Here is a 25,165-nt window from a genome sequence, read left to right as displayed (position 1 = left end):
TCGGAGGTGCCGGTGTCGGTGGTCGGATGACCAGGGCGTCGGCGTGTGCGCTCCACGGTGAGATAGGGCCAAGGACTCTGTCGGGTCGCCAGGCAGGGGCATACCGTGGGGCCAGGACGCAGGTAGGCCGTCGGTACCAGGAGGCGTGGGACATGCGAGCCGCAGCGCCGACCCCCTCATGACCGCCGCGGACTGTCCGGGCGACCCCTCAGCGGTCGGGTGGCGGCATTGACCTCCGCCGGGCAAGCCCACCGGGCCGCGGATCGACAGCTTCCACCCGGGTCCCTCGAGGGCCACGCGCATCCGATGTTCGCGCCCGCGGTGTCGTACTTCGGCCAGCTGTTCAATTCGGGCAGCCGAGGTGGCGCAGGCCTGGCGGTCCGTTTGCACGGCCGGCCGGTCGTCGACGTGTGGGCCGGGTTCGCCGACCGCCGCCGGTCGCGGCCGTGGGAGCGCGACACGGTCACCATATGCTTCTCGACCACCAAGGGTGTGGCTGCCACCGTCATCCATCGCCTGGCCGACCGTGGCCTGGTCGACTACGACGCGCCGGTCGCCTCCTACTGGCCGGACTTCGGTGCTGCCGGGAAGCAAGCCATCACCGTGCGACAGCTTCTCAGCCACCAGGCCGGCCTGCACTCGATGACCGATCTCGTCGACGGCCCGGAGGCCCTGCTCGACCACATCGCCCTGGAGGAACGACTCGCGGCCCGGCCCTCGGACCCGTGGCCGGGGCACCCCGGGTACCACGCGATCACCTTCGGGTGGCTGCTGGCCGGGTTGGCCCGGAGGGTCACCGGGCTCGGCATGGCAGACCTCGTGCGTGCGGAGCTCGCCGAGCCCCTGGGCACGGACGGCTTGTGCATCGGGATGCCGCCCGACGGCGTCGGCCGCTTCGCGCCGTCCCTCGGCCGGACCCCGCCCGTGCGTCCCACGCCACCGCTCTTTGCCAGCATGAGCGCCAGGTCCATGCCGACGCTTCGCAAGGTCGAGTTGACCCGCCGTTTCCTCGAGGCACTGTACGTCCCGTACCTCGACCGCCTGCTCACCGGTCCGTCGCCGTCGGTGCTGAACACCGAGATGCCGTCGGTCAACGGCCTCTTCTCGGCGCATGCGCTCGCCAAGCTCTACGCGGTCATCGCCAACGATGGTGAGGTCGAAGGCATCCGGCTCCTGTCCCCGGAGACGGTGCGCGCGCTGAGCGAGGTCCAGACCAGGGCCCACGACGCGGTCATCGGCATGCGGATGAATTGGCGCATGGGGTACCACCGGGCCGGGGCGCGAGGATACCGGGGTGACTCGGCCTTCGGGCATTACGGTTTCGGTGGCTCGGGGGGGTGGGCCGATCCTGCCACGGGGTTGTCATTTGGCTTCGTCACCAACGAGCTGAGGTTGATCCAGGCCCCTGTCGGCGGCGATCAGCGGATCTTCCGCTTGGCTGGACTGGTGCTCCGATCGGCCAGAGCACTGCACGGCGGACGCCGGACGAGATAAGCCGACCGCGAAGCCCGGCTGCGCGACCGCCCGGCGGACGAGCGCCACAAAGACGGCATCCTCGAGATCCGAATTCCGACATCCGAACCGAAGCCGGCCGACAAGAACCCGATCGCCGAGAGTTGATCCGAGCCGCCGCGTCGTGCGAGCAGCGTGATCTGGGCGTCCTCCATCCCGGCGAGATGAGGACGGCCGCCGGATGGACGAGGGGGGCCGCCAGGTCGCTCCCCCGGGCGATGTCGGCGCGCTCCTCCTCGTGGGGGCGGCGTCAGACGTCGACGTCGCTCATGTCCGGGACGTGGCCATGTGGCCGACGAACCAGCCGCTCGCCAACGCGGCGGCGGTCTCGAGGGTGCCGGGCTCCTCGAAGAGATGGGTCGCGCCCGGGACGACCTCGAGCCGGTGCTCGCATCGCAGCTGCGCCGCCGCTCGGCGATTGAGATCCAGCACGACGTCGTCATGACCACCCACGATGAGCAGGGTCGGGGCGGCGACGAACGCCAGTCTGTCGGCTGCCAGGTCAGGGCGTCCCCCCCGGGAGACGACGGCGGCGATCTCCGCGTCCGGCGCTCCCGCAGCCCACAGGGCGGCTGCTGCGCCGGTGCTCGCGCCGAAGTACCCGACACGCAACGTGGCAGCCGTGGGATCGGCTCGCAGCCAGCGCGTCACCTCGACGAGTCGGTGCCCGAGCAGGGAGATGTCGAACACGTTGGCCCGGTCGACCTCCTCCTCCGGCGTGAGGAGGTCGAAGAGCAGGGTGCCGAGGCCGTCGCGGTTGAGGACCGACGCCACGAAACGGTTGCGGGGGCTGTGCCGGCTGCTGCCGCTCCCGTGGGCGAAGACGACGATGCCCGTCACCCCTTCGGGAACCGTCAGGTGGCCCGAGAGCCGCAGCGTCCCGGCGCGCACCTCGACGTCCTCGTCCCGGAGCGGGGGGTCGGGTGTCGCAGACGGGCCCCGGCCACCGATCGCGGTCGGGTGAGCGGTGACCGCGGCAAGCGGCACCGCCCGCTCGAGCAGGGCGATCACCTCGGCGTCGCTCGTCTGGGTGAAGTCCTCGTAGAACTCCCCGATGGCGAAGAACCTCACCGGCGTCTCGACACACACGACCTCGTCGGCGTCGCGGCTCAGCGTGGCGACCGACTCGGGGGGTGCGACCGGGATGGCAAGGACCACCCGGGCGGCGCCCCGGGCTCGCGCTACCTGGCAGGCGGCCCGGGCTGTCGACCCGGTGGCGATGCCGTCGTCGACGACGACCACCGTGCGGCCGGCAAGGGAGACCGGAGGCCGCTCCCCCCGGAACCGCCGCACGCGGCGCTCGAGCTCGACACGCTCGCGGGCCTCCACGGCGGCGAACTCCTCGCTGCTGATGCCAGCCGCCGCGACGACTCGCTCGTCGACCACCCGTGCCCCCGCTTCGCCGATGGCGCCCATGGCCAGCTCGGGCTGGAAGGGCACACCCACCTTGCGCACCGCGATCACGTCCAGCGGTGCACCCAACGCACGGGCCACCTCGAAGGCCACAGGCACCCCACCCCGGGGGAGGCCGACCACCACGACGTCGGAGCCCCGAAGATGGTCGAGGAGCGCCGCCAGGCGTCGTCCGGCATCGGCACGATCGATGAAGGGCATGGCAACCTCCTGGCCCATCATCCAGGGTCCCCCTGTGGACGACGCTGGACCAGGGTCAATGGTCACTCGACTTGGCCGGAGGCGCCGGACCGCGATTCAGGCGACGGTGGACGTGGGCGCGTGTCGCAGCTCGTCGATCACCGCCGTGCCCGCCGTGCCCGCCGTGGCATGGGGCAGGAAGACCCGGGGCGATCTCGGGTCCGATTCCCCGAGCAGTGACTGAAGGCCCTGGTCGGTTGGGCCCGCCTGCTCCACCATCGAAAGGTGATCGAGGTTTCCGAGGTTCGCGAGTTGGCCGTATTTCGCGGCGATCCGATCGTGACCAGCCTCTACGTCGATGTGGACGGGCGCAGGTACCCTCGCCCCTCGGATGTCGACCCTCGGATCGACCACCTCGTCCGCCTGGCCCGCACCCAGGCGGAGCCGCTCGGCAAGGAAGTCGCCAACGCGGTCGAGGCCGACCTCCTCCGGATCCGCGAGTGGTTGGCGGCCGGGATCGATCGCAGGGTGACGCGGGGCCTCGCAGCCTTCTCGTGCAACGCGCAGAATTTCTTCCGGACCTTCGAATTGCCCGTGTCCGTGCACGACCACGTGGGAGTGAGTCCGGCGCCCGACGTGGCCGGGCTCTGCAAGGTTCTGGCATCCGACGAGCACGCGCTGGTCGTGGTGACCGACCGTCATCGGTCCAGGCTGCTGCGGCTCGACCCTGGTGAGACGCACGAGCTCGAGGGGCCGGTCGACAAGCCGGCCCGCCAGGTCGACACCGACGTCGAGCTCGGCAGCTTCGAACGGCACCACGAGGAGGCGGCTCGGCGGCACCTGAGCAACGTCGCCCGGGCGGTGCTCGACGAATTGAAGGAGCGGCCGGTGGAGCGGATCGTGCTCGGCGGCCCCGCCGACATCGTCGGACAGCTCCGGGGGGAGCTGCCACGAGGCGTGAGGGAACACGTCACCGGGACGATCAAGGTCGCTGTGAACGCCCCGGTGTCCCAGGTGGCGGGGGCGGCAATCGACGTGGTTCGCCACGAGCGGCACCGGCGCCAGGCCGCCCTCGTGGAGGAGGTGCGGGGACGGGCCCAACAGGGGGCGGGGGCGGTGAGCGGGCTCACTGCCACGCTCGGCGTCCTGCGGGCGGGGCGGGTGGGCGTCCTCTTGGTGTCGCGGGACCTCGAGGCGTCCGGCGGTCGTTGCCCCGGGTGCATGCAGTTGGTGGCCGATGGGCTCCGGTGCCCGGTGTGCGGGGAACGTCCGATCGTCGTCGACGACGTCGTCGCGCCGGCGATCGCACAGGCGTGCGCGCAACGCGCCGAGGTGGAGTTCTGCGAACCGGCTGCGCTCGATGCCATGGGTGGTATCGGAGCCATCGAACGGTACTGAGGACATGCGACGGGGATGACGGGGTGGGGCCGGACCCGGACGAGCGAGAGGGTGGTCGAGGATGCCTGACGGGGTGGTGCAGTGGTTCGATCCGTCGTCCGGCGAGGCGACGATCGTGCGGGCCGGCCGGGTGTTTCGGGCCCGGGTGGCCGATCTCGAGGCAGTGGCCCGCCGAGCCGGGGCGCACGTCCACTTCGACGTCCGGCGCGAGCAGGGAGTGGAGACGGCCGTCGAGGTGCAGTTGCGACCAGGCGCGCGTGCGTCGCACCGCCATCACCGCTTCGGGGCCCTGACCGGTGCCCGCGGTCCTGACACCAAGGGACCCCTGCCCTACGCCCACGTCAACCCCGAGTTGGCGCGCTCGGGAGTCATGCATCCCCTCGAAGTGGTCCGGGCCTGGGCCACCAGCCTGAGCGGCGGCGACGCGGCCGGGGCGTCGGCTCTCTACGCCCCCGACGCGGTCCTCCACGTCGGCGAGGAGCCCGTGACGGGGCGATCGGCCCTTCAGGCCTGGCTCGAGGCGAGCCCGCTGCTCGGCGCCGGGCGCCGCGCCGCGGTTCGGGGAGCCGACGGCGAAGCCATCGTCACCTGGGCGCCGTCCGGTCCCGACGAGCGGGCCGTCAGCGTGCGCTGCCGGTTTGCGCATGGCGAGCTGACCGAACAGTGGGTCGAGGAAGGCCGTCCGCCCGAGGCCCCCGCCGTCATCGAGACCGCAGCCGGCGCGCTCACCATCGTGATGTCAGCGGTGGGCGACGTCGGCGAGGACGCCAAGGCCTACGCCCAGGATCGGGTGGCGCGTCTGCTCGAGATGCTCCGGGAGCCGGTGCTGTTCGCCCGCGTGAAGCTCGCCAAGGAGGCCGACCCGGCCAGGGACCGCCCCGCCGTGGCACAGGCGACCCTGGACGTGAACGGCGACCTCGTGCGGGCGCACGTGGCCGCCCACACGATGCCCGAGGCCGTCGACCGCCTGCAGGGGCGCCTGCGGGACCTCCTCGACCACCGGGCCCAGCATCGTGAGCGGCTGGCGCGGTCGCGGTCGGTGGCCGAGCCCGGGGAATGGCGCCACGGCGACCCTCCCGCGGCTCGGCCCGCGTACTTCGAGCGCCCGCTGGAGGAGCGGCAGCTGGTCCGACACAAGACCTTCGCCGTCGACGAGCTCACCCCGGACGAGGCCCTGTTCGACATGGAACAGCTGGACTTCCACTTCTACCTCTTCGTCGACCTGGCCAGCGGCGCCGACGCCATGATCGAGCGGTCGGTCGACGGTTCGTACGTGCTCGAGCGCCTGGTGGCCGTCGACGTCGACCCCGGGCCCACCGCCGTACTCCTGAAGGTGCCGGGCACGGCGGCTCCCGTGCTCACGGTCGACGAGGCGATCGAGCGGCTCAACGCCGGCGGAGAGCCGCACGTGTTCTTCGCCAATGCCGCAACGGGTCGGGGCAACGTGCTGTATCGCCGCTACGACGGGCACTACGGGTTGATCGTCCCCGAGTGACGATCCCGCTCGCCGTCGGCCGGCGATCGCAGACGCAGAGAGGAAGGAATGGGCCAACAGGGCGCACGCCGGCCGAGAAGCCCGGCCCTTCGCGTCGCACTCGCCGGTGACACGATGCTCGGGCGAGGCGTCGCCCAGCGTCTCGCCGCCGATCCGTCGGCGCGCCTGGTGGCTCCCGAGGTGGTCGAGATCGCCCGCGAGGCCGATATGGTCCTTCTCAACCTGGAGTGCTGCGTGTCGACACGCGGCCGCCCGTGGCGCGACCCCGGCAAGCCGTTCTTCTTCCGCGCCCCACCCGCGGCGCTCGACACCCTCGTCCAACTGGGGACCACCTGCGTCACGCTCGCCAACAACCACGCGCTCGACTATGGGACGGAGGCGCTGCTCGACACGTTCCACTTCCTGGAGGCCGCGGGCATCGCCTGGGTCGGCGCCGGCGCCGATGTGGCGCGTGCCCGGGCGCCCGCAGTCCTCGATGTCCGCGGCCGACACGTGGCCGTGGTGGGGGTCACGGACCATCCGTCGGCCTTCGCCGCCGGACCGCATCGGCCCGGTGTGGCGTACGCCGACCTGCGAACCGACATCCCCTCATGGTTGACGCTGGCAGCGGCATCAGCGCTCGCCAGCACCCAGGACACACCGGACGCGGTGATCGTGACGCCCCACTGGGGGCCGAACATGGTGCTCCGCCCGGTCGCCCATGTCCGACGCGCCGCCGATGCCCTGGTCGAGGCCGGAGCCACGCTGGTGGCGGGCCATTCGGCACACGTGTTCCACGGGGTGGCGCGTCCGGTCCTCTTCGACCTCGGGGACTTCCTCGACGATTACGCCACCGATCCCGTGCTGCGCAACGACCTCGGCCTGTTGTTCCTGGTCACCCTGGACGCCGGCGGACCCCGACGGCTCGAAGCGGTACCTCTTGCACTCGACGACTGCCGGACTCGGCTCGCCTCCGGGGACGAGGCCACATGGGTGAGGAGCCGGTTCCGCCGCGCGTGTGAGGAGTTGGGCACGGCGGTGACCGAAGAGGCGGGGCGCCTCGTCATCGACTGGTCCTGACCTCATCGCTGGTCCCGTGGTCGTGGTGCAGCCGGACGGTGACGAACCGGCCCCCGCCGTCGGCTGACTGTGACGCTCACAGGTAACCGCCGTCACGCTCACAGGTAACCGCCGACGGCCACGTGCTTGGGTGGCAGTGCCGGCCCGAAGGCGACCCGACCGCCGTAACGTTCCTGGAGCTTCGGGGCGTACTCGGCGGCAAGGGTGGCCACCGCCTGGAAGCAGGCCTCGAGCTGCTCCGCCTCCAGTGGCGCGCCGACCACCTCGGCGGCCAGCGTGACGCCGGACCCGTCCCACGTCGCCCGGGCGAACCGGATAGTCGCGTTCATGTCGTTGAGGGTTTCGGCGATGTCGACAGGTATCCCCATGTCCCAGATGACCGGTGAGAAGACGCTCACGACCGGGACCACCTGGTGGACCCGGACGAAGACCATGGCACCGTCGACACGAACGGGGATGTCGCCGTCTTCGTCGACGACGACCTCGTCCGCGCCGATGATCGTCCTCATCACCGCCTTCACCTCTTGGAGCAGCTGGCCATGGCTGGGAATGCGAGTCGGCGGCCGGGGCCACGTCGATCGCTCAGGCGCGATCGCGAGCCTCGGCAAGGACAGCTCCGCGCCTGCCTCGGTGAACGCCCGGTAGGCGAGCTCCTCGGGCCGTCGGACCTCGAGCACCTCGTCGAAGGTGCGGACCGCCAGGGCCGCCACCGCCGCATAGGGAACGGGAACGGACCACGTCTTCGAATAGTTCGGCGCTCCGCCGGTCGTTCCCGAGGACGACACGTCGGCGGGGGCCCGCCACCCCAGACGATCCAGCACTCCCTTCGCCTCCTCGTCGAGCAGCTCCCAATCCTCGAGGTTGGCATTCGAGGCTGTCTCGGCGCGCAGCCCCCGGGTCCCGCCCTGTGCGAACTGCACGTAGTACTCGGGCCGGCCCCGGACGTTGACGACGAGGTATTGACCGGCTTCCATCTCGGCGAGCGCGCCCGCGAGCTGGTCACCGAAAAGGTCCCACGCCTCGCTTCGCGTCGACGCGGTCGAAGGTCTCTTGGCCCGGAGGTCGGTGGTTGCCGGGATCCTCGGGCGAGGAGGCTCCTCTCCCAGCGCGACGAGATGGCGCAGCACGACTGCCCGGAGCGCGGGGCTGTTCCGGCACGACCGGAGGTACTCGACCTCCGAGCGCGCTCCTGACAGCTTGATGGGATCACCCAGGTGGCGGGCGCGCAGCGCCGTCACGACCGATCGCCGGACCACCGGGTCGTGGGCCACCCACCGTTCCCGTAACGCCGGCCATGCCGAACGCACGAACTCCTCGTCGGGGCGGGCGCCGAACAGACGCTTCAGTGCCTCGGCGGGGTCGCCCCCGCCGAGGTGCAGCTCACGCCGGAGCTGGCGCAGGAGACCCGCGGGGAGGGCGGACCAGTCGAACCGGTACTTCGCCATGCGCTCCGTCACTCCCGCGGTTCCACGGTGCGTTCGGCGAGCAGGCCGGTGGGCTGCACCACGTAGACGTCGCAACCTCGAACCTCGCCGACGACGACGTGCGCCTCACCGTCGGGGAACCGCGCTGTGGTGCACGGCGTCGTGTCGATACCGAGGTGGCAGGCCACGGCCGCGGCGAGCGCGGGATCGCCGCTCCCCGCCAACAGTGTCACGTCCATGGTGCCACCGTCGCCCTCGATGATCCCTCGTGCAAGGGGCCAAGGTCCTGCTGGCGGCGTGGGCTGGTGCCGACCGGCACGCGGCGGCGAGCCCGTCGGGATCTCCGCCGGTCCGACGGCGGGTGCCCGGGCGCCGGCGCCCTGGGACCTTCGGCCCTACTGGACGCATGCCGGGCTGCGCTCCAATGGGATGTAGGCCCGCGAGATGGAAGAGGGAGCCGCAAGGCTGAGAGGCTGAGGCGACTCAGCGACCCCAAGGACCTGATCCGGGCAATGCCGGCGAAGGGAGACCATCCCGTGGGCCCGTTCTCGCGGGTCTCGGGGCGTCTTTCGACGAGCCGGTTCGAGGGAGAACGGGTGATGCGGGTGGAGGAGTTCGCCGGACCGGACACCGCGACGGATCGCTGGGATCCCTCCTCGGCGCCGCGTGAGAGCCGAGCCTGGTCGGACCGGGCGCAGCGTTGGGTGCGGATGGACTTCGTCGGATACCAGGCGTGGCTCGCCCGACCTGATCTCGACCCCGTGGACTTCGAGATCAACGAACACGCGACCGTCTGATTCCCCCAGGGGGGATCGGCTGTCATGAGCCGGGACGGCATCTGGCCGCGGCGGTCTTGCGGCACGCCCACCGGGCCCTCCTCGACGGGGGCGCCGGCGTCGGGGAGCGTGGCTGGCTGCACCACGAACCGGAGTGCCCGCGCCTCGCCCGGCGTCGATGGGGCCGCCGGTTCCAACCCCCGCCGACGGGGAATGCGATCGGCGCCCGGCGGCCCGTCGGTTGACCCCGCCCCCGGGATGGGATGCGAAGATGGCCGGTCGACAGGGCCGGAGGACCCTGCCCGGCGGCGACCCGGGGTCGCATGCTGTGTGCGGGGCGACGGGGGTGGGTGACGTGGTCGAAGGCAGCGGACGCAGGAGCGGGCCACGGTGCCTCAGCGTGCCGTGGACGGTCTTCCTCGTGGCGGGGCTGCTCCTGGCCATCGCATGGGACGGCGACGGCGACCCCACGACCGAGAACCTTCCGCCGGCCACCGTCACGCTCGCCGCCCGCGTCGTGCGGGCTGCCGACGAGCAGACCGACGGTGACGGAGGCGACGACTCTGCGGCCCGGGCGGACCGGCCCGCCCGCCGTCCCCGGCACCGCCGAGTCGGCGTCCGCGCGCGCCGCACGGATCGTGTCGCCCTGCCGAGCAGAGGCCCGCCAGAGGAGGACGGCCATGGACGAGCCTGACCGCCGACCACCGCCGTCACTGACGCAGGAGCGACGGGACGTCACCCGGTCCCGTATCCGGCGGGCGGCCATGGAGGTCGTCGCCCGACGCGGCTTCGACGCCACCGTCGACGAGATCGCGCAGGTGGCCGGCGTGAGCCCCCGGACCATCTTCCGGCACTACGCCAGCCACGACCGATTGATCCTCGCCACCGTGAAGGACATGTTCGAGGCCTTCGGCCGTCGCCCCATGGAGGGTTTCCCCCCGCCGACCGACGATCTCCAGGGGTGGCTCGAGGGCCTGGCGTCGACGGTCCACAGGCGTAACGCCGAGATCCTCGGGGAGGCCTTCTGGGACATCCACGCCCCCAACGTCAACGCCTCCGAGGTGCTGTGCGAGGTGGCCGCGCTCCGGCGTGACTACCGGGTGCGGGGGGTGCGTCACGTCGCCGGCCTGGCCTGGCGATCGGCCGGCGGCACCGGTGAGCCACCCGAGGCGCTGGTCTCTGCGTTCGCCCTGCACCTGTCGGCGTTCGCCACCCACGCGCTCATGGTGGACTTCGACCAGACACCGGCGCAGGTCGGGGCACTCACCTCCGACATCTTGCAGCGGCTGCTGCGGAGCGCCGTCGACGAGCAGCGCTCGACCGCAAGCTCGACCGCAGGCTCGACCGGTGACGAGGAGACCACGGGCTGAAACCGTGGGGCTGACCGGCCTCCTCCCCGCGACCGCCGGGCGCCTGCTCAGCGACCTGCTCGATGACAGGTCAGCCCCGCCGCTTCCCCGCCGCGAAGTAGTTGTGCACCTCGAAGAACTGGATCACGGGCGTGGCGACGCCGCCCTCCTCCAGGACGGGTGCCAGGCGCTCCTGCACGAACCGCTCGAGGACCTCGCGGGACTCCCAGACGTCGGTGACACGAATGCCCGTATCGGTCTGCGTGACCCAATGGAAGATCTGCCCCCGGGGTGCAGGGCCGCCGAGGAGAAAGCCCAGTCGCGCGATGGAACGGTCGTAGTCCGCCAGCGTCGCACCCTCGAAGTCGAACTGCGCGCCGACAGCCATGGGTGCCTCCGGGGCGAGACCGTCCGGGTCGAGCCTCTCGTGACCTGCGACCCGAGGGTACCGCGCATCGCGTCGCGACGACCCGCGCCCCCGCAGCACCGTCACCGGTCTCACCGACGACCGGGCGGGAGGGCGGAGCAGCCGGGAACCGCCAGGCCCTCCCCCGCAGGCCTGACGGTCCCCGCGCCCCCTACATGCACCCGGCGTGACGTTACACCGGGCACGTCCCGAGTGACCAGGAGTTTGTCAGCATGCTCTGACAAAGCGGCAATCCGGTGTGTCAGGTCTGGTGGCACGGACGCGCGGGCGACGGGCGTCCACCTGTGTTGACATGGCGCTCTCCGGCGGGGAGACTCTGGCTCGGAGCCCTTGATCGGCCCCCCGCTCGAGAGCTTCGAGCGACGCATGTACCCGCGAAACGGCCCCCCTCGTGGGGGCGGTTTCGCGTCACGGGGCAGATCATGACGGCGTGGCCCCCGTTCCCGGCGCGTGGTCCGACGGGTGCTCTACCGCGCGGGGTCACCCGACCCGTCGATGCGAGCCCGTAGTCGGCGGAGGTTGCCCCGCCACAGTGCACCCAGGACCGGCTTCGCCACCCGCGCGCCGATGGGGCCGCCCAACCACCACGGGAAGTGGAGCTGCTCCGACCACCGCAGCGTCGTGGCCGTTCCGGGCCCGTCCTCCAGGGTGAAGCGGCCGGAGCCGGTGACGATCCCCCGGTGCACGACCGCCATCGTCGACCCCGTCTCCCACGAGGTGACCTCCATGACGTCGGTCAGCCGGATCGGCCCCACCGCGGTGTCGCACTCGAAGGTGGTGCCCACGCCGCGCCGCCGGTCCCCGACGAACCGGATGGCGGTGGCATCGCGCATCCACGCCACGTGATCCTCGAGCCGCTCCAACTCGGCCCACACCGCCGGGCGCGGGGCATCGACCTCGATCGACACGGTCACGGCCACCATGGATCGGTCAACCTCGTCTGCGGTCTCGGGCGACGACGGTCGAAGCGAACGCCTTGGCCCACCGGTAGTCGGCCTTGCCGGCCGGTGAGCGCACGATGGCGTGGGCCACCACGATGCGGCGCGGGACCTTGTACCCCGCCAGCTCCCCCCGGCACAGGGCCTGCAGGGCCTCACCGTCGACCGTGCCGCCCGGGCGCGGCTGCACCACGGCCACGACCTGTTCGCCGAGGCGCTCGTCGGGGACCCCCACGACGAGGGCGTCCTCGACGTCGCGGCAACTGATCAGGACGGCCTCGACCTCGTTCGGGAAGACCTTCTCCCCTCCGGTGTTGATGCACAGCGAACCGCGACCCAGGATGGTGATGGCACCGTCGGCTCCGACGGTGGCCATGTCGCCGGGAAGGGCCCAGCGTCTGCCGTCGGACTCCACGAACGTGGCCGCGGTCTTGTCGGTGTCTCCGAGATACCCGATGGGGATGTGGCCGCAGCGTGCCAGGTGCCCCACCACGCCCGAGCCCGGGACCACCGGGCGCAGCCCGTCGTCGAGGACGTCGGTGCGGCTGTCGACGTGCAGGTGCGGTGCCCCGTAGGGATCGTCGTCGGGCGGGGCCCCACCCAGTTGCCCGGTCTCCGACGATCCGAAGGCGTCGGCGACGATCCGACCCGGGAGCATGTCGGCCAGGCGCTGCTTGGTCGCCGGGGACAACACTGCGCCGCCCGAGCCCACCGCCACCAAGAAGGAGGTGTCGTATCCGCCGGGGTGGGCGTCGAGCTCGTCGAGCAGGGGCCGGGCCATGGCGTCGCCCACGACGACGAGGATGTTCACCGCTTCCGCGGCTACCAGGCGCCACGCCGCGGCCGGGTCGAAGTGCCCACCGGGGAGCGTCACGATCTTCCCGCCTCCGAACAGCATGGTGAACGCCAACCAGTGGGCGCTCGCGTGCATGAACGGTGGGCACGGGAGCGCCGTCATGCCCGGGCGCAACACCCTCGTCGCCAGCTCCTCGGGCGAGCCGATGACATTGCCGAGCGCGAGGGGGTCGCCCCCACCCATGGCGGCGAAGAAGATGTCCTCGTGACGCCACAGCACGCCCTTGGGCATGCCGGTGGTCCCTCCGGTGTAGACGCAGTAGAGGTCGTCTGCCGAGCGCGGCCCGAAGTCACGGGAGGCGTCGGCGGCCGCCAGGGCGCGCTCGTAGTCGTCCCCGAGTCCCGACGGTCCGACGTCGGCGTCGGGCACCTCGAGCAGCGTCCGGCGCGCGGGCATGGCGGCCAAGGCGTCGGTGACGGCCGGGGCGAAGCGACTGTGGAAGATCAAGGCGTCGAGTGCCGCATCCTGGTAGAGGTAGCGGAGCTCGGCGGCGACGTACCGGTAGTTGACGTTGACGGGGACGGCCCGGATCTTGAAACAGGCGAGCATCCCCTCGAGGTACTCGCTCCCGTTCGCCAGCTGCAGGCCGACGCGGTCACCGGTCCCGACCCCGGCGCCGGCGAGGTGGTGGGCCAGGCGGTTGGCGCGACCCTCGAGCCCGCCGTAGCTGAGTCGACGGTCACCGGCCACGACCGCCGGCTGCTCGGGGACGAGGTCGACCACGCATTCGAACAGGTCTGCCAGGTTGAACTCCATCGCCGCTCCCCTCTCGATCGGCGGCTCGTCCACGTCCCTCGGCGTAGTATGTCCCAGAAGGCGTGATCCGCTGGGCGGCTGGGATGACGGAGCGTGTGAAGGGGGCCCATGGTCTGCGCCCAGGGGGTGGTGGACGGATCCGCGGCCGCGGTCGCGCCGGAGGACGGACCGCCGTCGCACGCGGCCGGTGACCGTCCGCAGTCACCGTCGCTCGTCGACCGCGTCGTGGGGCCGTACCGCTCGGTGGTGCGATTCCTCGGGCGACGAGCGATCGCCCGGGCCACGCTGGCCGTGCCCCGCACCGTGCGCTTCATGGTGACGACGGCCAAGAGCGGCGAGGTGTCCGCCGGTCTGCCGACGCCGGGCCTGTCGCTGGGGCTGGCGGCCGGGGTCGCCATGGACGAGGCCCTGCTGGCCATGGCCATGACGCCCAGTCGGTTCCCCCGTCGGGCCGACTTCGCCCGCGTGAGCACCGAGCTGGCCTCCGCCCGGCAGCTGTTCTCCCGGCGGGGTTGGATCGCTCGCCCCGCCTCGTACCACCGCACCCCACCCCCGCTCGGCGCTCACGACGTCGAGACGAAGCGGGCGTGGGCGCTCGGCCTGGGCTACGAGCGGATCACGTACGACAGCGGGTTCGCCACCCGCCCGGCCGAGCCCGGCGGCGAGCGGTGGATGGCCTACGGGCCCAACCGTCGGGCCACGGCCGCCGTCCTCCGTCACCGAGGCGAGCCGCGCCCATGGGTCGTGTGCGTGCACGGGTTCGGCATGGGCTACCCCTTCATGGACTTCGCCGGCCTCCACACCGCCAAGCTGCACCGGGGGCTCGGGCTCAACGTGGCCCTACCGGTGCTCCCGCTGCACGGGTCGCGCAAGGTGACCCTGGTGAGCGGCGAGCCGTTCCTGTCGTTCGACATGATGAACACCGTCCACGGGTTGACCCAGGCGGTGTGGGACGTCCGGCGCCTCCTGTCGTGGATCAGGGACCAGGGAGCGACCTCCATCGGCGTCTACGGGGTCTCGCTCGGGGCCTACGTCGTGTCGCTGCTCTGCGGGATCGAGGACGGGCTCGACGCCGTGGTGGCCGGCATCCCGGTGGTGGACTTCCCCGCCCTCTTCCACGCCCACAGCCCCGTGCACATCCGGGCGCGTGCCATCGAGCACCACATCCTGGGTGGTGTGGCCGAGGACGTGTGCCGGGTGGTGTCGCCGATGAGATTCGAGCCCAAGGTGCCGCACGACCGTCGCTTCGTGTTCGCCGGCTACGGCGACCGCGTGGCCGTCCCCGAGCAGGCCCGCGCCCTGTGGGAGCACTGGGACAAGCCCCGCATCAGCTGGTACCCGGGGAACCACGTCGGCTACCTGTGGTCACGGCAGGTGGAGGCGTTCCTGGCGGAGTCCCTGACGGCATCCGGGCTCAGCTGCGGGCCCGCCGTCGACGTGGGCTGAGCCGTGGAGCCGATGGTCGGGCTCGACGCCAAGTTCCTGTACTCGGAGACCCCGTCGACCCACATGCACACCTTGAAGGTGGCGGTGTTCGACATGGCCGCGCTCGGCGGCGGGTACTCGTACGAGCAGGTGCTGGAGATGTTCGGCCGTCGCCTCGACCGGCTCCCGCCCTTCCGCCGACGGGCCGTCCCGGTCCCCTGGGGCCTCGGGCACCCGGTGTGGATCGAGGATCCCGACTTCGACGTGCGCCGGCACGTCACCGCTCGCCGCGTCGCCGAGCCGGGCGGCGACCGGGAGCTGGCCGCGGTCGTGGCCGACGTCGCCGGCCGGCCCCTGCACCGCGACCGGCCGCTGTGGGAGCTCGTCGTGGTGGAGGGCATGGCCGACGACCGGCTCGCCGTCGTGGCGAAGGTGCACCATGCGGTGGCCGACGGCGCGGCCACGGTCGCCCTGTTGCGGAACGCTCTCGGGGGGCACGGCGCCGGCGCTCCTGTCGACCGGTGGCGCCCGGACCCCGTCCCCACGAGGTCCCAGCTCCTGCGCATGGCGGCGCGCGACCACGTCGCCCGCCTGGACCAGCTGCCGCGACTGGCGACGCGCTCCATCCGGGGGCTGCGCGCCTCGGAGGCCCGGAGGCGGTCCTCGGCGGTCAAGCCACCGTTGCCGTTCGACACGCCCAGGACGATGTTCAACGTGTCGCTCACCCCGGAACGGACCTATGCCATGACGACGCTTCCGCTCGACGACCTGAAGGCCGTGCGCCGGTCGAGCGGCGCCACCCTCAACGACGTCTATCTGGCCGTGTGCGCCGGGGCGCTGCGCTCCTACCTGATCGCGCAGGGGGCGCTGCCCGACCGCCCGCTCGTGGCGAGCGTCCCGGTCTCCACCGATTCCAGCGCCACCCGTATGGGCGGGAACCGCGTCGACAACCTGTACGTGTCGATCGGGACCGACCTGGCCGACCCCCTCGAACGACTGCGGCACATCCAGGCCGTGGCGGCCGCGTCCAAGGACGTGCGCTCCGTGCTCGGCAACGACCTCCTGGAGCGGCGCGCCGACATCGTCCCCCCGCAGCTCTATGCGCTCACGGTGCGGACGTGGGCCCGAACCCATCTGGCCGACCACATGCGCCCTCCGGTCAACCTCGTGCTGTCGAACGTGCCGGGACCGCGGGAGCGGTTGCGGGTGGGAAAGGCCGAGCTCGATGCCATCTACTCCGTGGGGCCCATCCTCGAGGGCATCGGCCTCAACATCACGGCCTGGAGCTACGCCGACGCGCTGCACGTCTCGGTGCTCGGGTGTCCGGCGAGCGTGCCGGATCCCTGGTCGATCGCCGATGCGCTCCACGGCTCGCTGGCGGACCTGAAGCAGACGGCGGTCGGGGTGTCGTGAGCGATCGCCACAGCGTGCCGCCGGAGGTGGGATCCGCCCGCGACCCGGCGTTCCTGCGCGCCGCGCGCCCGGTCCTCGAGGTCTTCGCGTCGTACTTCAGGTCGGAGGTCAGGGGGTTCGAGCGCCTCCCGGAGAAAGGGCCCTTCCTGGTGGTGGGCAACCATTCCGGGGGCCAGATCCCGCCCGATCTGCCCGTCCTGCTGACGGCGTGGTGGCGCGAGCGGGGTGAAGCGGAGCCGGTGTTCGCGCTGTTCCACTCGTTCTTCCTGGGGCTGCCCGGTGTGGGCCCGGTGATGAAGTGGGCCGGCGCCGTGGAGGCCGGCCGGGACGAGGCGGAGGCGATCCTGCGCGCTGGGGGGATCCTCATCGACTATCCGGGCGGTGACCACGAGGTGTTCCGCCCCTGGTGGCGGCGCAACCGCATCGACTTCGGCGACCGCACCGGTGTCGTCCGCCTGGCGTTGCGGATGGGGGTGCCCGTCGTTCCGGCGGTCTCCGTCGGCGCTCACGAGACCGTCATCGTCCTGGCGCGCGGCGAGCGGGTGGCGAAGCTCCTGGGGATCGACCGGATGTTCCGGATCAAGGTGATGCCGCTCGTGCTCGGGCCGCCCTTCGGGATCGTCCCCGGGGGGATCCCGACGTGGCCCCTTCCCGCGAAGATCACGGTCGAGCTGGGCGAGCCGATCGACTGGCCGTCGCGGTACGGTCCCGAGGCGGCCGAGGACGACGTCGTCGTCCGTGACTGCTACCAGGAGCTCACGACCACGATGCAGGCCACGCTCGACCGGCTGGCGGCCGAGCGCACCTTCCCGATCCTCGGCTAGCTCCCGGCTAGCTCGGTCCTTCCCCGGCGGGTTTGGGACGTTGGTCCCTAGTGCCCGCACGGTTCGAGGACGACGCTGTTCCGATGGATGCGACCGTGCCGGCCGGCGAGCGCAGGATCGGGGAGAAGCCCACACCCTGGTACCGCGTGCGCCCCGGCACGGCCGTCGCCGTCGCCGTCGGGCTGTTCCTGGCCGTCTCCGTCCTGCAGTGGTTCAACGACGGGTCGGGCCAGGCCATCGCCGTGCTCTACGTCCTGCCGATCGCGCTCCTGGCGGTCACCCTCGGGGCGCGCGGTGGGCTGACGGGAGCGACCATCGGCTTCGCCCTGTTCGCCGTGTTCGAGATCGTGCACAGCAGCGGCGACATCGACGCCTCGGGCTGGGTCGTCCGGGCGGTCGGGATGTTCGTGCTCGGCTGGTTGCTGGGTCGAGCCACGGATCAGACGACGGCCAGTGAGCGTGCCACCCTCGAGGAGCAGCGACGGCGGTGCCGACTGGAGGACGCCAACCGCCGGTACGCAGAGGCACTCGAGATCAACGACTCGATCATCCAGCAGATCGTCGCGGCCAAGTGGATGATCGAACGAGGCCGATCCGACCTGGCGTCCGAAACTCTCACCGAGACGATCGCCCAGGGCCAACGCATGGTGGCGGGGCTGTTGCCCACGCGCGTCTCCCCGCCGAGGTCAGAAGATGTCCGCAGTGCGCCGATCGGGGCCGCAAGTCCCCACCGTCCCGACCGGCGCAGCGTCGACGCGGCACGCTGAGCGGCTCGGTCCGGGTCGCCACGAGGAGGGTGTCATGTGGGAACGTCGCAAACCTCTCGGCACGGATTTCGCCCGCCGTTGGACCCTCCCCGGTCGGAGGGGCGCAGGCGCGTCCCGTCGGCCGAGAGTGCTCATCGAGGAGCACGACGTGGCCGCGGTCTTCGCCTGCGCGCGGGTCTTGGCGGACAGCGGCTACGAGGTGTCGTGGTGCCCGGGTCCCGCCGGCCCACCGGAGCGGCGGTGCCCGCTCCTGGAGTTCGGCCAGTGCGAGGTCGCCGAACGGGCCGACGTGGTGGTGTCGTCGCTCGATCTGCGCCACGACTGCTCGCGCCGGGTCGTGGCCGCGTTTCGACACCATCATCCCGAGACGCCGATGGTGATCCGGACCACCGAGGAGGCGCTGGCGCAGTGGTCACCGGTGTTCGAGGGACGGTGGGGCGGGGTGAGAATGCCCGCCACGCAACATTCGCTCCTCGACTCGGTGGCGGCCGCGACCACGCAGTCGCCGCTCGTGCTCCTCGCCGAGCCGTCCGCGCCGGAGACCCACTGGTAGCGGGCCCGCGACGTCGACAGCCCGAGCCCCCTCGATGAACGGGAGGGGAGAGCCGGAGGTATCGTCGGCCGATGGACACCGACCGCCCGACGGGGGACCGGGCCGACGGGCTCCGGTTCGCCCCTGACCCCGAGGCCAAGCAGCACGCCCTCGAGCAGTTCGCCACCTACCTGAACCCCCAGAAGGTGCGGGTCCTGAAGGCCGCGGGCCTCGACGTGATCGAGGCGCAGCGGTCGGGCCCGTGGGTCTGGGACCTCGACGGCCGGCGGTTCCTCGACTGCTTCACCTCGGCCGGGTCGTTCAACGTGGGACGGCGCAACCCCCGGGTGGTGGCCGCCGCGCACGCCGCGCTCGACCGACTCGACCACGGCAACTTCCTGCTGTGCTCGCGGGAGAAGGCCGAGCTGGCGGCCAAGCTCGCCGAGATCACGCCGGGCGACCTGTCGTGCACGATGTTCGGCACCGGCGGCGGCGAGGCCGTCGACTTCGCCCTCAAGCTGGCCCGGGGGGCGACCGGGCGGCCCCGGATCGTGTCGACGGTCAACGGCTACCACGGACACACCGGCTTCGCGCTGTCGGCCAACGGACGCGCCGCCTTCCGGCAGCCCTTCGAGCCACTCATGCCCGAGTTCGTGCAGGTGCCCTTCGGGGACGCCGACGTCCTGGCTGCCGCCGTCGACGACCGCACCGCGGCGGTGCTGCTCGAGCCCGTGCAGGGCGAAGGCGGGATCGTGGTGTCGCCGCCCGGCTACCTGGCCGCGGCGCGCGCCGCCTGCGACCGGGCCGGGGCGCTGCTGATCCTCGACGAGATCCAGACCGGCCTCGGCCGGACGGGGCGCTGGTGGGCGAGCGAGCACTTCGGCGTGGTGCCCGACATCATGGCCACCGCCAAGTCCCTCGGGGGCTCGGTGGTGCCCATCTCGGCCACCGTGTTCACCGAGGAGCTGCGCGAGTTCCTGATCCCGAACCCGTTCATCCACCTGTCGACCTTCGGCGGGTCCGACCTCGCCTGCGCGGTGGCGCTCGAGGTGATCGCCGTCATCGAGGAGACGGGCCTGGTGGACCAGGCCGCGGCCATGGGCGAGCGGCTCCTCGCCGGGCTGCGGTCCCTCGCCGCGGCCCATCCTGACGTCGTGAAGGAGGTGCGCGGGCTCGGGCTCATGGCCGGTATCGAGTACGGCGAGGACTCGATGGGACCGCGCATGTCGTACCACCTGGCGCGCCACGGGGTCCTGGCCGTCTACAGCGGGAACCAGCCGGCGGTCATGCGCCTCATGCCCTCGCTCGTGATCGAGGCCTCCGAGGTGGACTTCCTGCTGCAGGCGCTCGAGCGGGCCATCGGCGACCTGCTGTCGGGGGCGGGCCCCGAGGAGGCGACCCCGGCCCGGCCCCGCCGTCGACCGGCGCGCCCGGCCCCGGCGCCGGCGGGCTGAGAGGCGACCATGGCGGAATGGGGGGAGCTGGCCGAGGCGCTGGCCGACTACACGGTCAGCTGCAACGACAACGAGCGGCTGCGCAAGATGCAGCGGGACTGGTCGAGGACGCTGCACTTCATCTGCTCCGACACCGGGACGACGTTCTCGATGACGGTCGAGCGTGGTGAGATCCTCTCGACCCCCGAGGGGCACGTGGGCACGCCCGACATCGTGGTGACGACGGACTCGGAGACCTTCTGCGACATGTTCTGGGGGGACCTGAACCCCGTCCAGAAGTACCTGCGCGGCGACATCACGGTGAAGGGCTCGCAGGAGGACGTCATGCGTCTGGACGCCATCAGCTTCGTGATCTGGCCCGACGCCTGATGGCCTGCTCCTGATGGCCTGCTCCTGATGGCCTGCTCCTGATGGCCTGCTCCTGATGGCCTGCTCCTGATGGCCTGCTCCTGATGGCCTGCGACCGATGACCGACACCCCCACGGCGCCTCCCGCGGGGATGGCGTTGCGGCGGTCGATCGGCACCGCCACGGCCACGGCCACCTCGGCGGGCCTCGCCTTCGCCGCCATCGACTACCTCGGGGTGGTGTCGGTCCTCGCCTACGCCCCGGGCGCCACCGCCGTGGCCGCCATCCTGGTCGGCGGGGTGCTGGTGCTGCTGGTCTCGGGGATCTTCTCGGAGCTCAACGGGCTCTACCCGTCGGCCGCCGGCATCCGCCTCTACCTCGGCCGCACCGTCGGCAACCGCACGGCACTGGCGGTCACGTTCACCTACATGACGACGGTGGTGCTGGTCATCGCGGCCGACGCCTTCCTCATCGGGGCGGCCGTGCGCCACGTGTTGCACGAGCCCGCCGTCCTGGCCTATGTGTGGATCGCCGTGCTCCTGAGCCTGGCCACGGCGGCCAACCTCATGGGCGTGCGCCTGGCCGGCTGGGTGCAGACGGTCGTCACCTACACGGTGCTGACGGGGACCGCCGTGCTGTCGGTGGTGGCCGTCTTCCACGTGGGGGGCGCATTCCGGCACCCCTTCGACCTGTTCGGCAAGGGCGGCTTCTCGGGCGTCCAGGCGATCGCCTTCGCACTGTTTCTCTACGCGGCGTTCGAGTGGGTCACCACCACCGCCGAGGAGGCCCGGACACCACCGGTCATCACCCGGGCCCTGTTCATCGCGCCCGTGCTCATCTGGCTGGCGTCCAGCCTGTTCGCCCTGGGCCTGGCCCACCTCGTGCCGTACGGCCGGCTGCACGGCAGCGCCGTCCCCCAGCTGCTGCTCGGCCAGGCGGCCCTGGGGACGGTGGGCGAGCTGTGGATGCTGGCGCTGACCGTGCTCACCGCCCTCAACACCTTCAACGGGGGCTTCCTGGTCGCCTCGCGGTTCATCTACGCCGCGGCGCGCGAGGGGAACCTGCCGCGCCCCTTCGCCCGGCTGAACCTGCAGGCGGTCCCCTGGCTGGCCGTGACCACCCTGGCGGCGGTGTCGGCGGTCGTCGCCGCCATCGTCTTCGCCACCGGCCAGTGGCTCCTGCTGGTGGCCGTGGGCGCCACCATCGAGGCCGCCGTCTACGCCATCGGCTCGCTGTGCGTCCTGGTGCTGCGGCGCCGCGAGACCCGGGAGCGGCCCTTCCGGCTCGTGGCGGGGAAACCCCTGGCCGTGGTGGGGATCGTCCTGTTCAGCGTGCTGTTCGTGGCCACCGGGTTCTCCGACCCCAAAGACGCCCACCACTTGTCGGTGGCCCCCATGAGCGTGATCGCGGTGCTGTCGCTGCTGTCCACGGGCTACGTGCTCTTCGTCGTGCCCCGACTGCGCGCCGCCGCCGCGGCGCGGGCCGCCGCCGCCCGTCCCCGCCGCCGCCCGGCCCGACCCGCGCCCGACGCCGCGGGCGTGTCCGTGTCGGCCACGTCGGCCCGCCCGTCACCGGACGTGGCCGGCCGGATAGCGGCGATGCCGCCGGAGCGAGGTGACCGGTCATGAGGGTCACGGTGCTGGGGGCCGGCTCGTGGGGCACGACGGTGGCGGCCCTCGTCGCACCGCGCCATCCGACCGTGCTGTGGGCCAGGAGCCCCGAGGTGGCGGCGGCCGTCGACACCGGGCACACCAACCCCGCCTACCTCCCCGGCTTCAGCCTCCCGAACGAGCTGTCGGCCACCGCCGACCTCGAGAAGGCCGTGGCGTCGGCGGACATGCTCGTCGTGGGCGTCCCGACGTCGGGGTTCCGGGCGGTGCTCGAGGACGCCGCCGCCCACGTCCGGCCGTGGATCCCCGTCGTCAGCCTGTCCAAGGGCCTCGAGAGCGGGACGCTCCTGCGCATGACCGAGGTGATCAAGCAGGTGCTGCCCGGCCATCCCGCCGCCGCGCTCACGGGGCCGAACATCGCCAGCGAGATCATGGCCGGCAAGGCCGCCGCCACCGTGGTGGCCACCGAGGACCTGGCGGTGGGGAGCGTCATCCAGAAGGTGGTCACCCGGGGCGTGTTCCGCGTGTACCTGAACCAGGACGTCATCGGGTGCGAGATCGGCGGGGCGCTCAAGAACGTGATCGCCATCGCCGCGGGGATCGGACAGGGCCTGGGCGTCGGCGACAACACCCGGGCTGCCGTGATGTCGCGCGGACTGGCCGAGCTGACCCGGCTGGGCGTGGCCCTGGGCGCGCAGCCGACCACGTTCGCGGGGCTGGCGGGGATGGGCGACCTCATCGCCACGTGCATGAGCCCGCACAGCCGCAACCGCGCCGTGGGCGAGAAGCTCGGCACGGGGCGCCGGCTCGAGGACATCCTCGAGGAGATGCACATGGTGGCCGAGGGTGTGAACACGGCTGTGCTCGTGCTGACCCTGGCCGAACGGCACAACCTCGACCTCCCCATCTGCGGCATGATCGACCGGGTCATCCGCGGCGAGATCGCCCCGGCCGACGCGTACTGGGGCCTCACGCCCGCCGGCCTCGAGGCCGAACCGGGCTGACGTCCCGCCGACGCCGACGCCGACGCCGACGCCGACGCCGACGCCGACGCCGACGGGATCGGCGACGGTGCGGCCGGCGTGGGTCGGGCGGCGTCCCGCATATGGTGGGGCGCCGGCGGGTACCCGACGGTGCCGGCGGGCGAGGAACGGAGGGGTCTCATGCCGAAATACCTGCTCGAAGTGAACTACACCCTCGACGGTGTGAAGGGGCTGAAGGCGGAGGGGGGTTCGAGCCGTGTGGCGGCCGCCACGGCGCTCATCGAGGGCCTCGGGGGAACGGTCGAGTCCTTCCACTTCGCCTTCGGTGGCAGTGACGTCTACGTGATCGCCGACATGCCCGACAACGCCGCCGCCGCGGCCGCCTCGCTGGCCGTGAGCGCCGGCGGCGGGGCCACGGCACGGACGGTGGTGCTCCTCACGGCGGCCGAGCTCGACGCGGCCGCCGCCAAGAGGACCACGTACCGACCGCCGGGGACCTGAGCCCTACGACATGCCGCTGGTGCGCGCCGGCCGCCACGCAGCGGGCGGTGGAGATGCCTGATCGTTTCGACATGGTGGTGGTCGGCGCCGGACCGGCGGGGGAGAAGGCTGCCGCCCAGGCCGCCTACTTCGACAAGCGCGTCGCCGTGGTCGAGGCGGCCCCGGCGCTCGGTGGGGCCATGGCCGCCAGCGCGCTCACCACCAAGGCCATGCGGGAGGCCGCCCTCTACCTGACGGGCTTCAAGCGCCGCCACGTCTACGGGGCGGGCATCGACCTCCATCCCCAGGCCGTCATCGAGTTGCTGCGCGCCCGGGCCGTCGACGTGGCCGCGTCGATGAGCGACGCCGTGCGCGCCAACCTGGCGCGTCATCACGTCGAGTTGGTCACCGGCACGGCCCGGCTCGGCCCGGACCGCACCGTCACCGTCGTGCCGGCGGACGGCTCTGCGGCTCGCACGCTGGCGGGCTCTGTCGTGCTGATCGCCACCGGGTCACACCCCTTCCATCCCCCGGGGGTCCCGTTCGACGACCCCGACGTGCTCGACTCCGAGACGGCCCGGGAGCTCGACCGGCCCATGCGCAGCCTGGTCGTGGTGGGGGGCGGGGCGGTGGCGTGCGAGTACGCGTCGATCTTCATGGCGCTCGGCGCCGAGGTGACCCTGGTCGACCGCGGGGCGCAGCTGCTGCCCTTCCTCGATTCCGAGTGCTCGGCGCTGGTGGCGGAGTCCTTCCGGTCCTCGGGGATGACGGTGCTCGCCCGCACCGCGGTGGCCGGGGTGGCCCTTGACGCCGGGGGGTTGGCGCTGCACACCGACGGCGGCGCCGTCCTGCGGCCCGAAAAGGTCATCTTCGCCGCCGGCCGGGTGGGGAACACCGAGGAGCTGGGGCTCAGCGCCGCCGGGGTGGACACCGACGACCGGGGGCGGATCGCCGTCGACGACCACTTCCGGACGAGCGCTCCCGGGGTCTACGCGGCCGGGGACGTCATCGGGCCACCCGCACTGGCGTCGGCCTCCATGGAGCAGGGCCGGGTGGCGGCCTGTTACGCGCTGGACATCCCCTTCAAGCAGACGGTCGACCCGCTCACCCCCTTCGGCGTCTACTCCATCCCCGAGTGCGCCCTCGTCGGCATCACCGAGGTCGAGGCCAAGGTCGAGGGGCGCAACTACGCGGTCGGCGTCTCGTATTTCGCCGACAACAGCCGCGCCGCCATCGCCGGGACCACCGAGGGATTGGTGAAGCTCGTGGTGGACTGCGACGACCGGCGGTTGCTGGGGGTGCACATCGTCGGTGAGGGGGCCACCGAGCTGGTGCACCAGGGCCAGGCCGTCCTGCACTTCGGCGGGACGATCGACTATTTCATCCACGCCACCTTCGACGTGCCGACCATGAGCGACGCGTACAAGTACGCGGCGTACGACTGCCTGCAGCGGATGGCGCGGTCGCAAGGCGCGCAGCAGGGCCCGGCCTGACGTCGGCGACCACCGTCCCCGACATCGGTGTCGGCCATGACTTCTCGTCGCCATCACCGTCCCCATCGTCGACGCGTCTGTTGACCCTCCTGCGCGAGAGCGCGACCACAACGCGTCGCTTTCTGTGAAGGTGGGAGCTGGCGATTCCGCCCGGGAAGGCTCAGGAATTCCGGCGGAGTGGCGGTCGCCTGCGGTGCTCGCGTTGCCGATGTGCTGCTAGTGGCCCATGAATCGCGATGACTTCCCTCGCGGCA

At 72.0% G+C, this 25,165-nt stretch carries 24 protein-coding genes and 1 riboswitch; of the genes, 18 read left to right on the top strand and 6 right to left on the bottom strand.

The features are described 5' to 3' along the window. The first annotated feature begins 306 nt into the window (after nucleotides 1–306). On the top strand, nucleotides 307–1,494 hold the full coding sequence (locus VMV22_13635) for a serine hydrolase domain-containing protein (GenBank protein ID HUY23373.1): 1,188 nt from the start codon (nucleotides 307–309) through the stop codon (nucleotides 1,492–1,494). Between the two features lie 285 nt (nucleotides 1,495–1,779). Here the strand turns inward: VMV22_13635 and VMV22_13630 are convergent, their stop codons facing one another. Next, nucleotides 1,780–3,126: a phosphoribosyltransferase gene (locus tag VMV22_13630; protein HUY23372.1), complete on the bottom strand. Its 1,347-nt coding sequence runs from the start codon at nucleotides 3,124–3,126 to the stop codon at nucleotides 1,780–1,782. Between the two features lie 264 nt (nucleotides 3,127–3,390). On the opposite strand from VMV22_13630, the gene VMV22_13625 reads away from it, so the two are divergent. The 3 genes from VMV22_13625 (at nucleotide 3,391) to VMV22_13615 (ending at nucleotide 7,057) form a co-directional block, all read left to right on the top strand. Further along, a complete protein-coding gene (locus VMV22_13625) occupies nucleotides 3,391–4,503 on the top strand; it encodes a hypothetical protein (protein ID HUY23371.1) in 1,113 nt (370 codons plus the stop codon). 61 nt (nucleotides 4,504–4,564) lie between these two features. Next, nucleotides 4,565–5,998, top strand: coding sequence for a sigma 54 modulation/S30EA ribosomal C-terminal domain-containing protein (locus tag VMV22_13620; protein HUY23370.1), 1,434 nt, complete (start codon nucleotides 4,565–4,567; stop codon nucleotides 5,996–5,998). 48 nt (nucleotides 5,999–6,046) lie between these two features. Beyond that, nucleotides 6,047–7,057: a CapA family protein gene (locus tag VMV22_13615; GenBank protein HUY23369.1), complete on the top strand. Its 1,011-nt coding sequence runs from the start codon at nucleotides 6,047–6,049 to the stop codon at nucleotides 7,055–7,057. A 98-nt stretch (nucleotides 7,058–7,155) separates the two neighbouring features. Here VMV22_13615 and VMV22_13610 read toward each other — a convergent pair whose 3' ends face one another. Continuing rightward, entirely contained in the window at nucleotides 7,156–8,514 is a 1,359-nt protein-coding gene (locus tag VMV22_13610; protein ID HUY23368.1) for a hypothetical protein, read from the bottom strand. After that, complete coding sequence (locus tag VMV22_13605; GenBank protein ID HUY23367.1) at nucleotides 8,511–8,720, bottom strand: ribose-phosphate pyrophosphokinase-like domain-containing protein; 210 nt, start codon at nucleotides 8,718–8,720, stop codon at nucleotides 8,511–8,513. Before VMV22_13605 ends, VMV22_13610 begins: the two co-directional genes overlap by 4 nt. Nucleotides 8,721–8,921: 201 nt before the next feature. Continuing rightward, nucleotides 8,922–9,025, top strand: a riboswitch (TPP riboswitch). Between VMV22_13605 and VMV22_13600 the strand changes: the two genes are divergently transcribed. The 3 genes from VMV22_13600 to VMV22_13590 all read left to right on the top strand — a co-directional run bounded on the left by VMV22_13600 (nucleotide 9,018) and on the right by VMV22_13590 (nucleotide 10,627). Next, nucleotides 9,018–9,278 (top strand): hypothetical protein, encoded by a 261-nt coding sequence (locus VMV22_13600; protein HUY23366.1) that lies wholly within the window; start codon nucleotides 9,018–9,020, stop codon nucleotides 9,276–9,278. It overlaps the preceding riboswitch by 8 nt. Nucleotides 9,279–9,657: 379 nt before the next feature. Then, a complete protein-coding gene (locus VMV22_13595; protein HUY23365.1) occupies nucleotides 9,658–9,951 on the top strand; it encodes a hypothetical protein in 294 nt (97 codons plus the stop codon). Beyond that, nucleotides 9,938–10,627, top strand: coding sequence for a TetR/AcrR family transcriptional regulator (locus VMV22_13590; GenBank protein HUY23364.1), 690 nt, complete (start codon nucleotides 9,938–9,940; stop codon nucleotides 10,625–10,627). The genes VMV22_13595 and VMV22_13590 overlap by 14 nt, the downstream gene beginning before the upstream one ends. 70 nt (nucleotides 10,628–10,697) lie before the next feature. Here VMV22_13590 and VMV22_13585 read toward each other — a convergent pair whose 3' ends face one another. The 3 genes from VMV22_13585 to VMV22_13575 all read right to left on the bottom strand — a co-directional run bounded on the left by VMV22_13585 (nucleotide 10,698) and on the right by VMV22_13575 (nucleotide 13,616). After that, nucleotides 10,698–10,994, bottom strand: coding sequence for a hypothetical protein (locus tag VMV22_13585; protein ID HUY23363.1), 297 nt, complete (start codon nucleotides 10,992–10,994; stop codon nucleotides 10,698–10,700). 506 nt (nucleotides 10,995–11,500) lie between these two features. After that, a complete protein-coding gene (locus tag VMV22_13580) occupies nucleotides 11,501–11,956 on the bottom strand; it encodes an SRPBCC family protein (protein HUY23362.1) in 456 nt (151 codons plus the stop codon). 7 nt (nucleotides 11,957–11,963) lie between these two features. Then, entirely contained in the window at nucleotides 11,964–13,616 is a 1,653-nt protein-coding gene (locus VMV22_13575; GenBank protein HUY23361.1) for an acyl-CoA synthetase, read from the bottom strand. Between the two features lie 75 nt (nucleotides 13,617–13,691). On the opposite strand from VMV22_13575, the gene VMV22_13570 reads away from it, so the two are divergent. The 11 genes from VMV22_13570 (at nucleotide 13,692) to sthA (ending at nucleotide 24,911) form a co-directional block, all read left to right on the top strand. Beyond that, nucleotides 13,692–15,029, top strand: a complete 1,338-nt coding sequence (locus VMV22_13570) for an alpha/beta hydrolase (GenBank protein HUY23360.1) — start codon at nucleotides 13,692–13,694, stop codon at nucleotides 15,027–15,029. Nucleotides 15,030–15,041: 12 nt separating this feature from the next. After that, a complete protein-coding gene (locus VMV22_13565) occupies nucleotides 15,042–16,421 on the top strand; it encodes a wax ester/triacylglycerol synthase family O-acyltransferase (GenBank protein ID HUY23359.1) in 1,380 nt (459 codons plus the stop codon). 26 nt (nucleotides 16,422–16,447) lie between these two features. After that, nucleotides 16,448–17,245, top strand: coding sequence for a 1-acyl-sn-glycerol-3-phosphate acyltransferase (locus VMV22_13560; GenBank protein ID HUY23358.1), 798 nt, complete (start codon nucleotides 16,448–16,450; stop codon nucleotides 17,243–17,245). Nucleotides 17,246–17,328: 83 nt separating this feature from the next. Further along, complete coding sequence (locus VMV22_13555) at nucleotides 17,329–18,012, top strand: hypothetical protein (GenBank protein ID HUY23357.1); 684 nt, start codon at nucleotides 17,329–17,331, stop codon at nucleotides 18,010–18,012. Between the two features lie 148 nt (nucleotides 18,013–18,160). Further along, nucleotides 18,161–18,565: a hypothetical protein gene (locus VMV22_13550; GenBank protein HUY23356.1), complete on the top strand. Its 405-nt coding sequence runs from the start codon at nucleotides 18,161–18,163 to the stop codon at nucleotides 18,563–18,565. A gap of 71 nt (nucleotides 18,566–18,636) precedes the next feature. Further along, nucleotides 18,637–19,998 carry an aspartate aminotransferase family protein gene (locus tag VMV22_13545; protein HUY23355.1) on the top strand — a complete coding sequence of 454 codons (1,362 nt, stop codon included), beginning with the start codon at nucleotides 18,637–18,639 and terminating at the stop codon, nucleotides 19,996–19,998. Between the two features lie 9 nt (nucleotides 19,999–20,007). Further along, the gene (locus tag VMV22_13540; GenBank protein HUY23354.1) at nucleotides 20,008–20,367 is read left to right on the top strand and encodes an SCP2 sterol-binding domain-containing protein; all 360 of its coding nucleotides are present in this window, start codon (nucleotides 20,008–20,010) and stop codon (nucleotides 20,365–20,367) included. Nucleotides 20,368–20,464: 97 nt separating this feature from the next. Beyond that, nucleotides 20,465–21,973, top strand: coding sequence for an APC family permease (locus VMV22_13535; GenBank protein ID HUY23353.1), 1,509 nt, complete (start codon nucleotides 20,465–20,467; stop codon nucleotides 21,971–21,973). Beyond that, a complete protein-coding gene (locus VMV22_13530) occupies nucleotides 21,970–22,959 on the top strand; it encodes an NAD(P)H-dependent glycerol-3-phosphate dehydrogenase (GenBank protein HUY23352.1) in 990 nt (329 codons plus the stop codon). The genes VMV22_13535 and VMV22_13530 overlap by 4 nt, the downstream gene beginning before the upstream one ends. Before the next feature lie 159 nt (nucleotides 22,960–23,118). Continuing rightward, nucleotides 23,119–23,439, top strand: a complete 321-nt coding sequence (locus VMV22_13525) for a GYD domain-containing protein (protein HUY23351.1) — start codon at nucleotides 23,119–23,121, stop codon at nucleotides 23,437–23,439. Between the two features lie 53 nt (nucleotides 23,440–23,492). Further along, on the top strand, nucleotides 23,493–24,911 hold the full coding sequence (sthA, locus tag VMV22_13520; GenBank protein ID HUY23350.1) for a Si-specific NAD(P)(+) transhydrogenase: 1,419 nt from the start codon (nucleotides 23,493–23,495) through the stop codon (nucleotides 24,909–24,911). Nucleotides 24,912–25,165: the final 254 nt, after the last annotated feature.

Source organism: Acidimicrobiales bacterium (assembly GCA_035531755.1).
In the GTDB taxonomy this organism is placed as follows: Bacteria; Actinomycetota; Acidimicrobiia; order Acidimicrobiales; family UBA8190; genus DATKSK01.
This window is presented reverse-complemented; position numbering and strand designations above follow the sequence as displayed.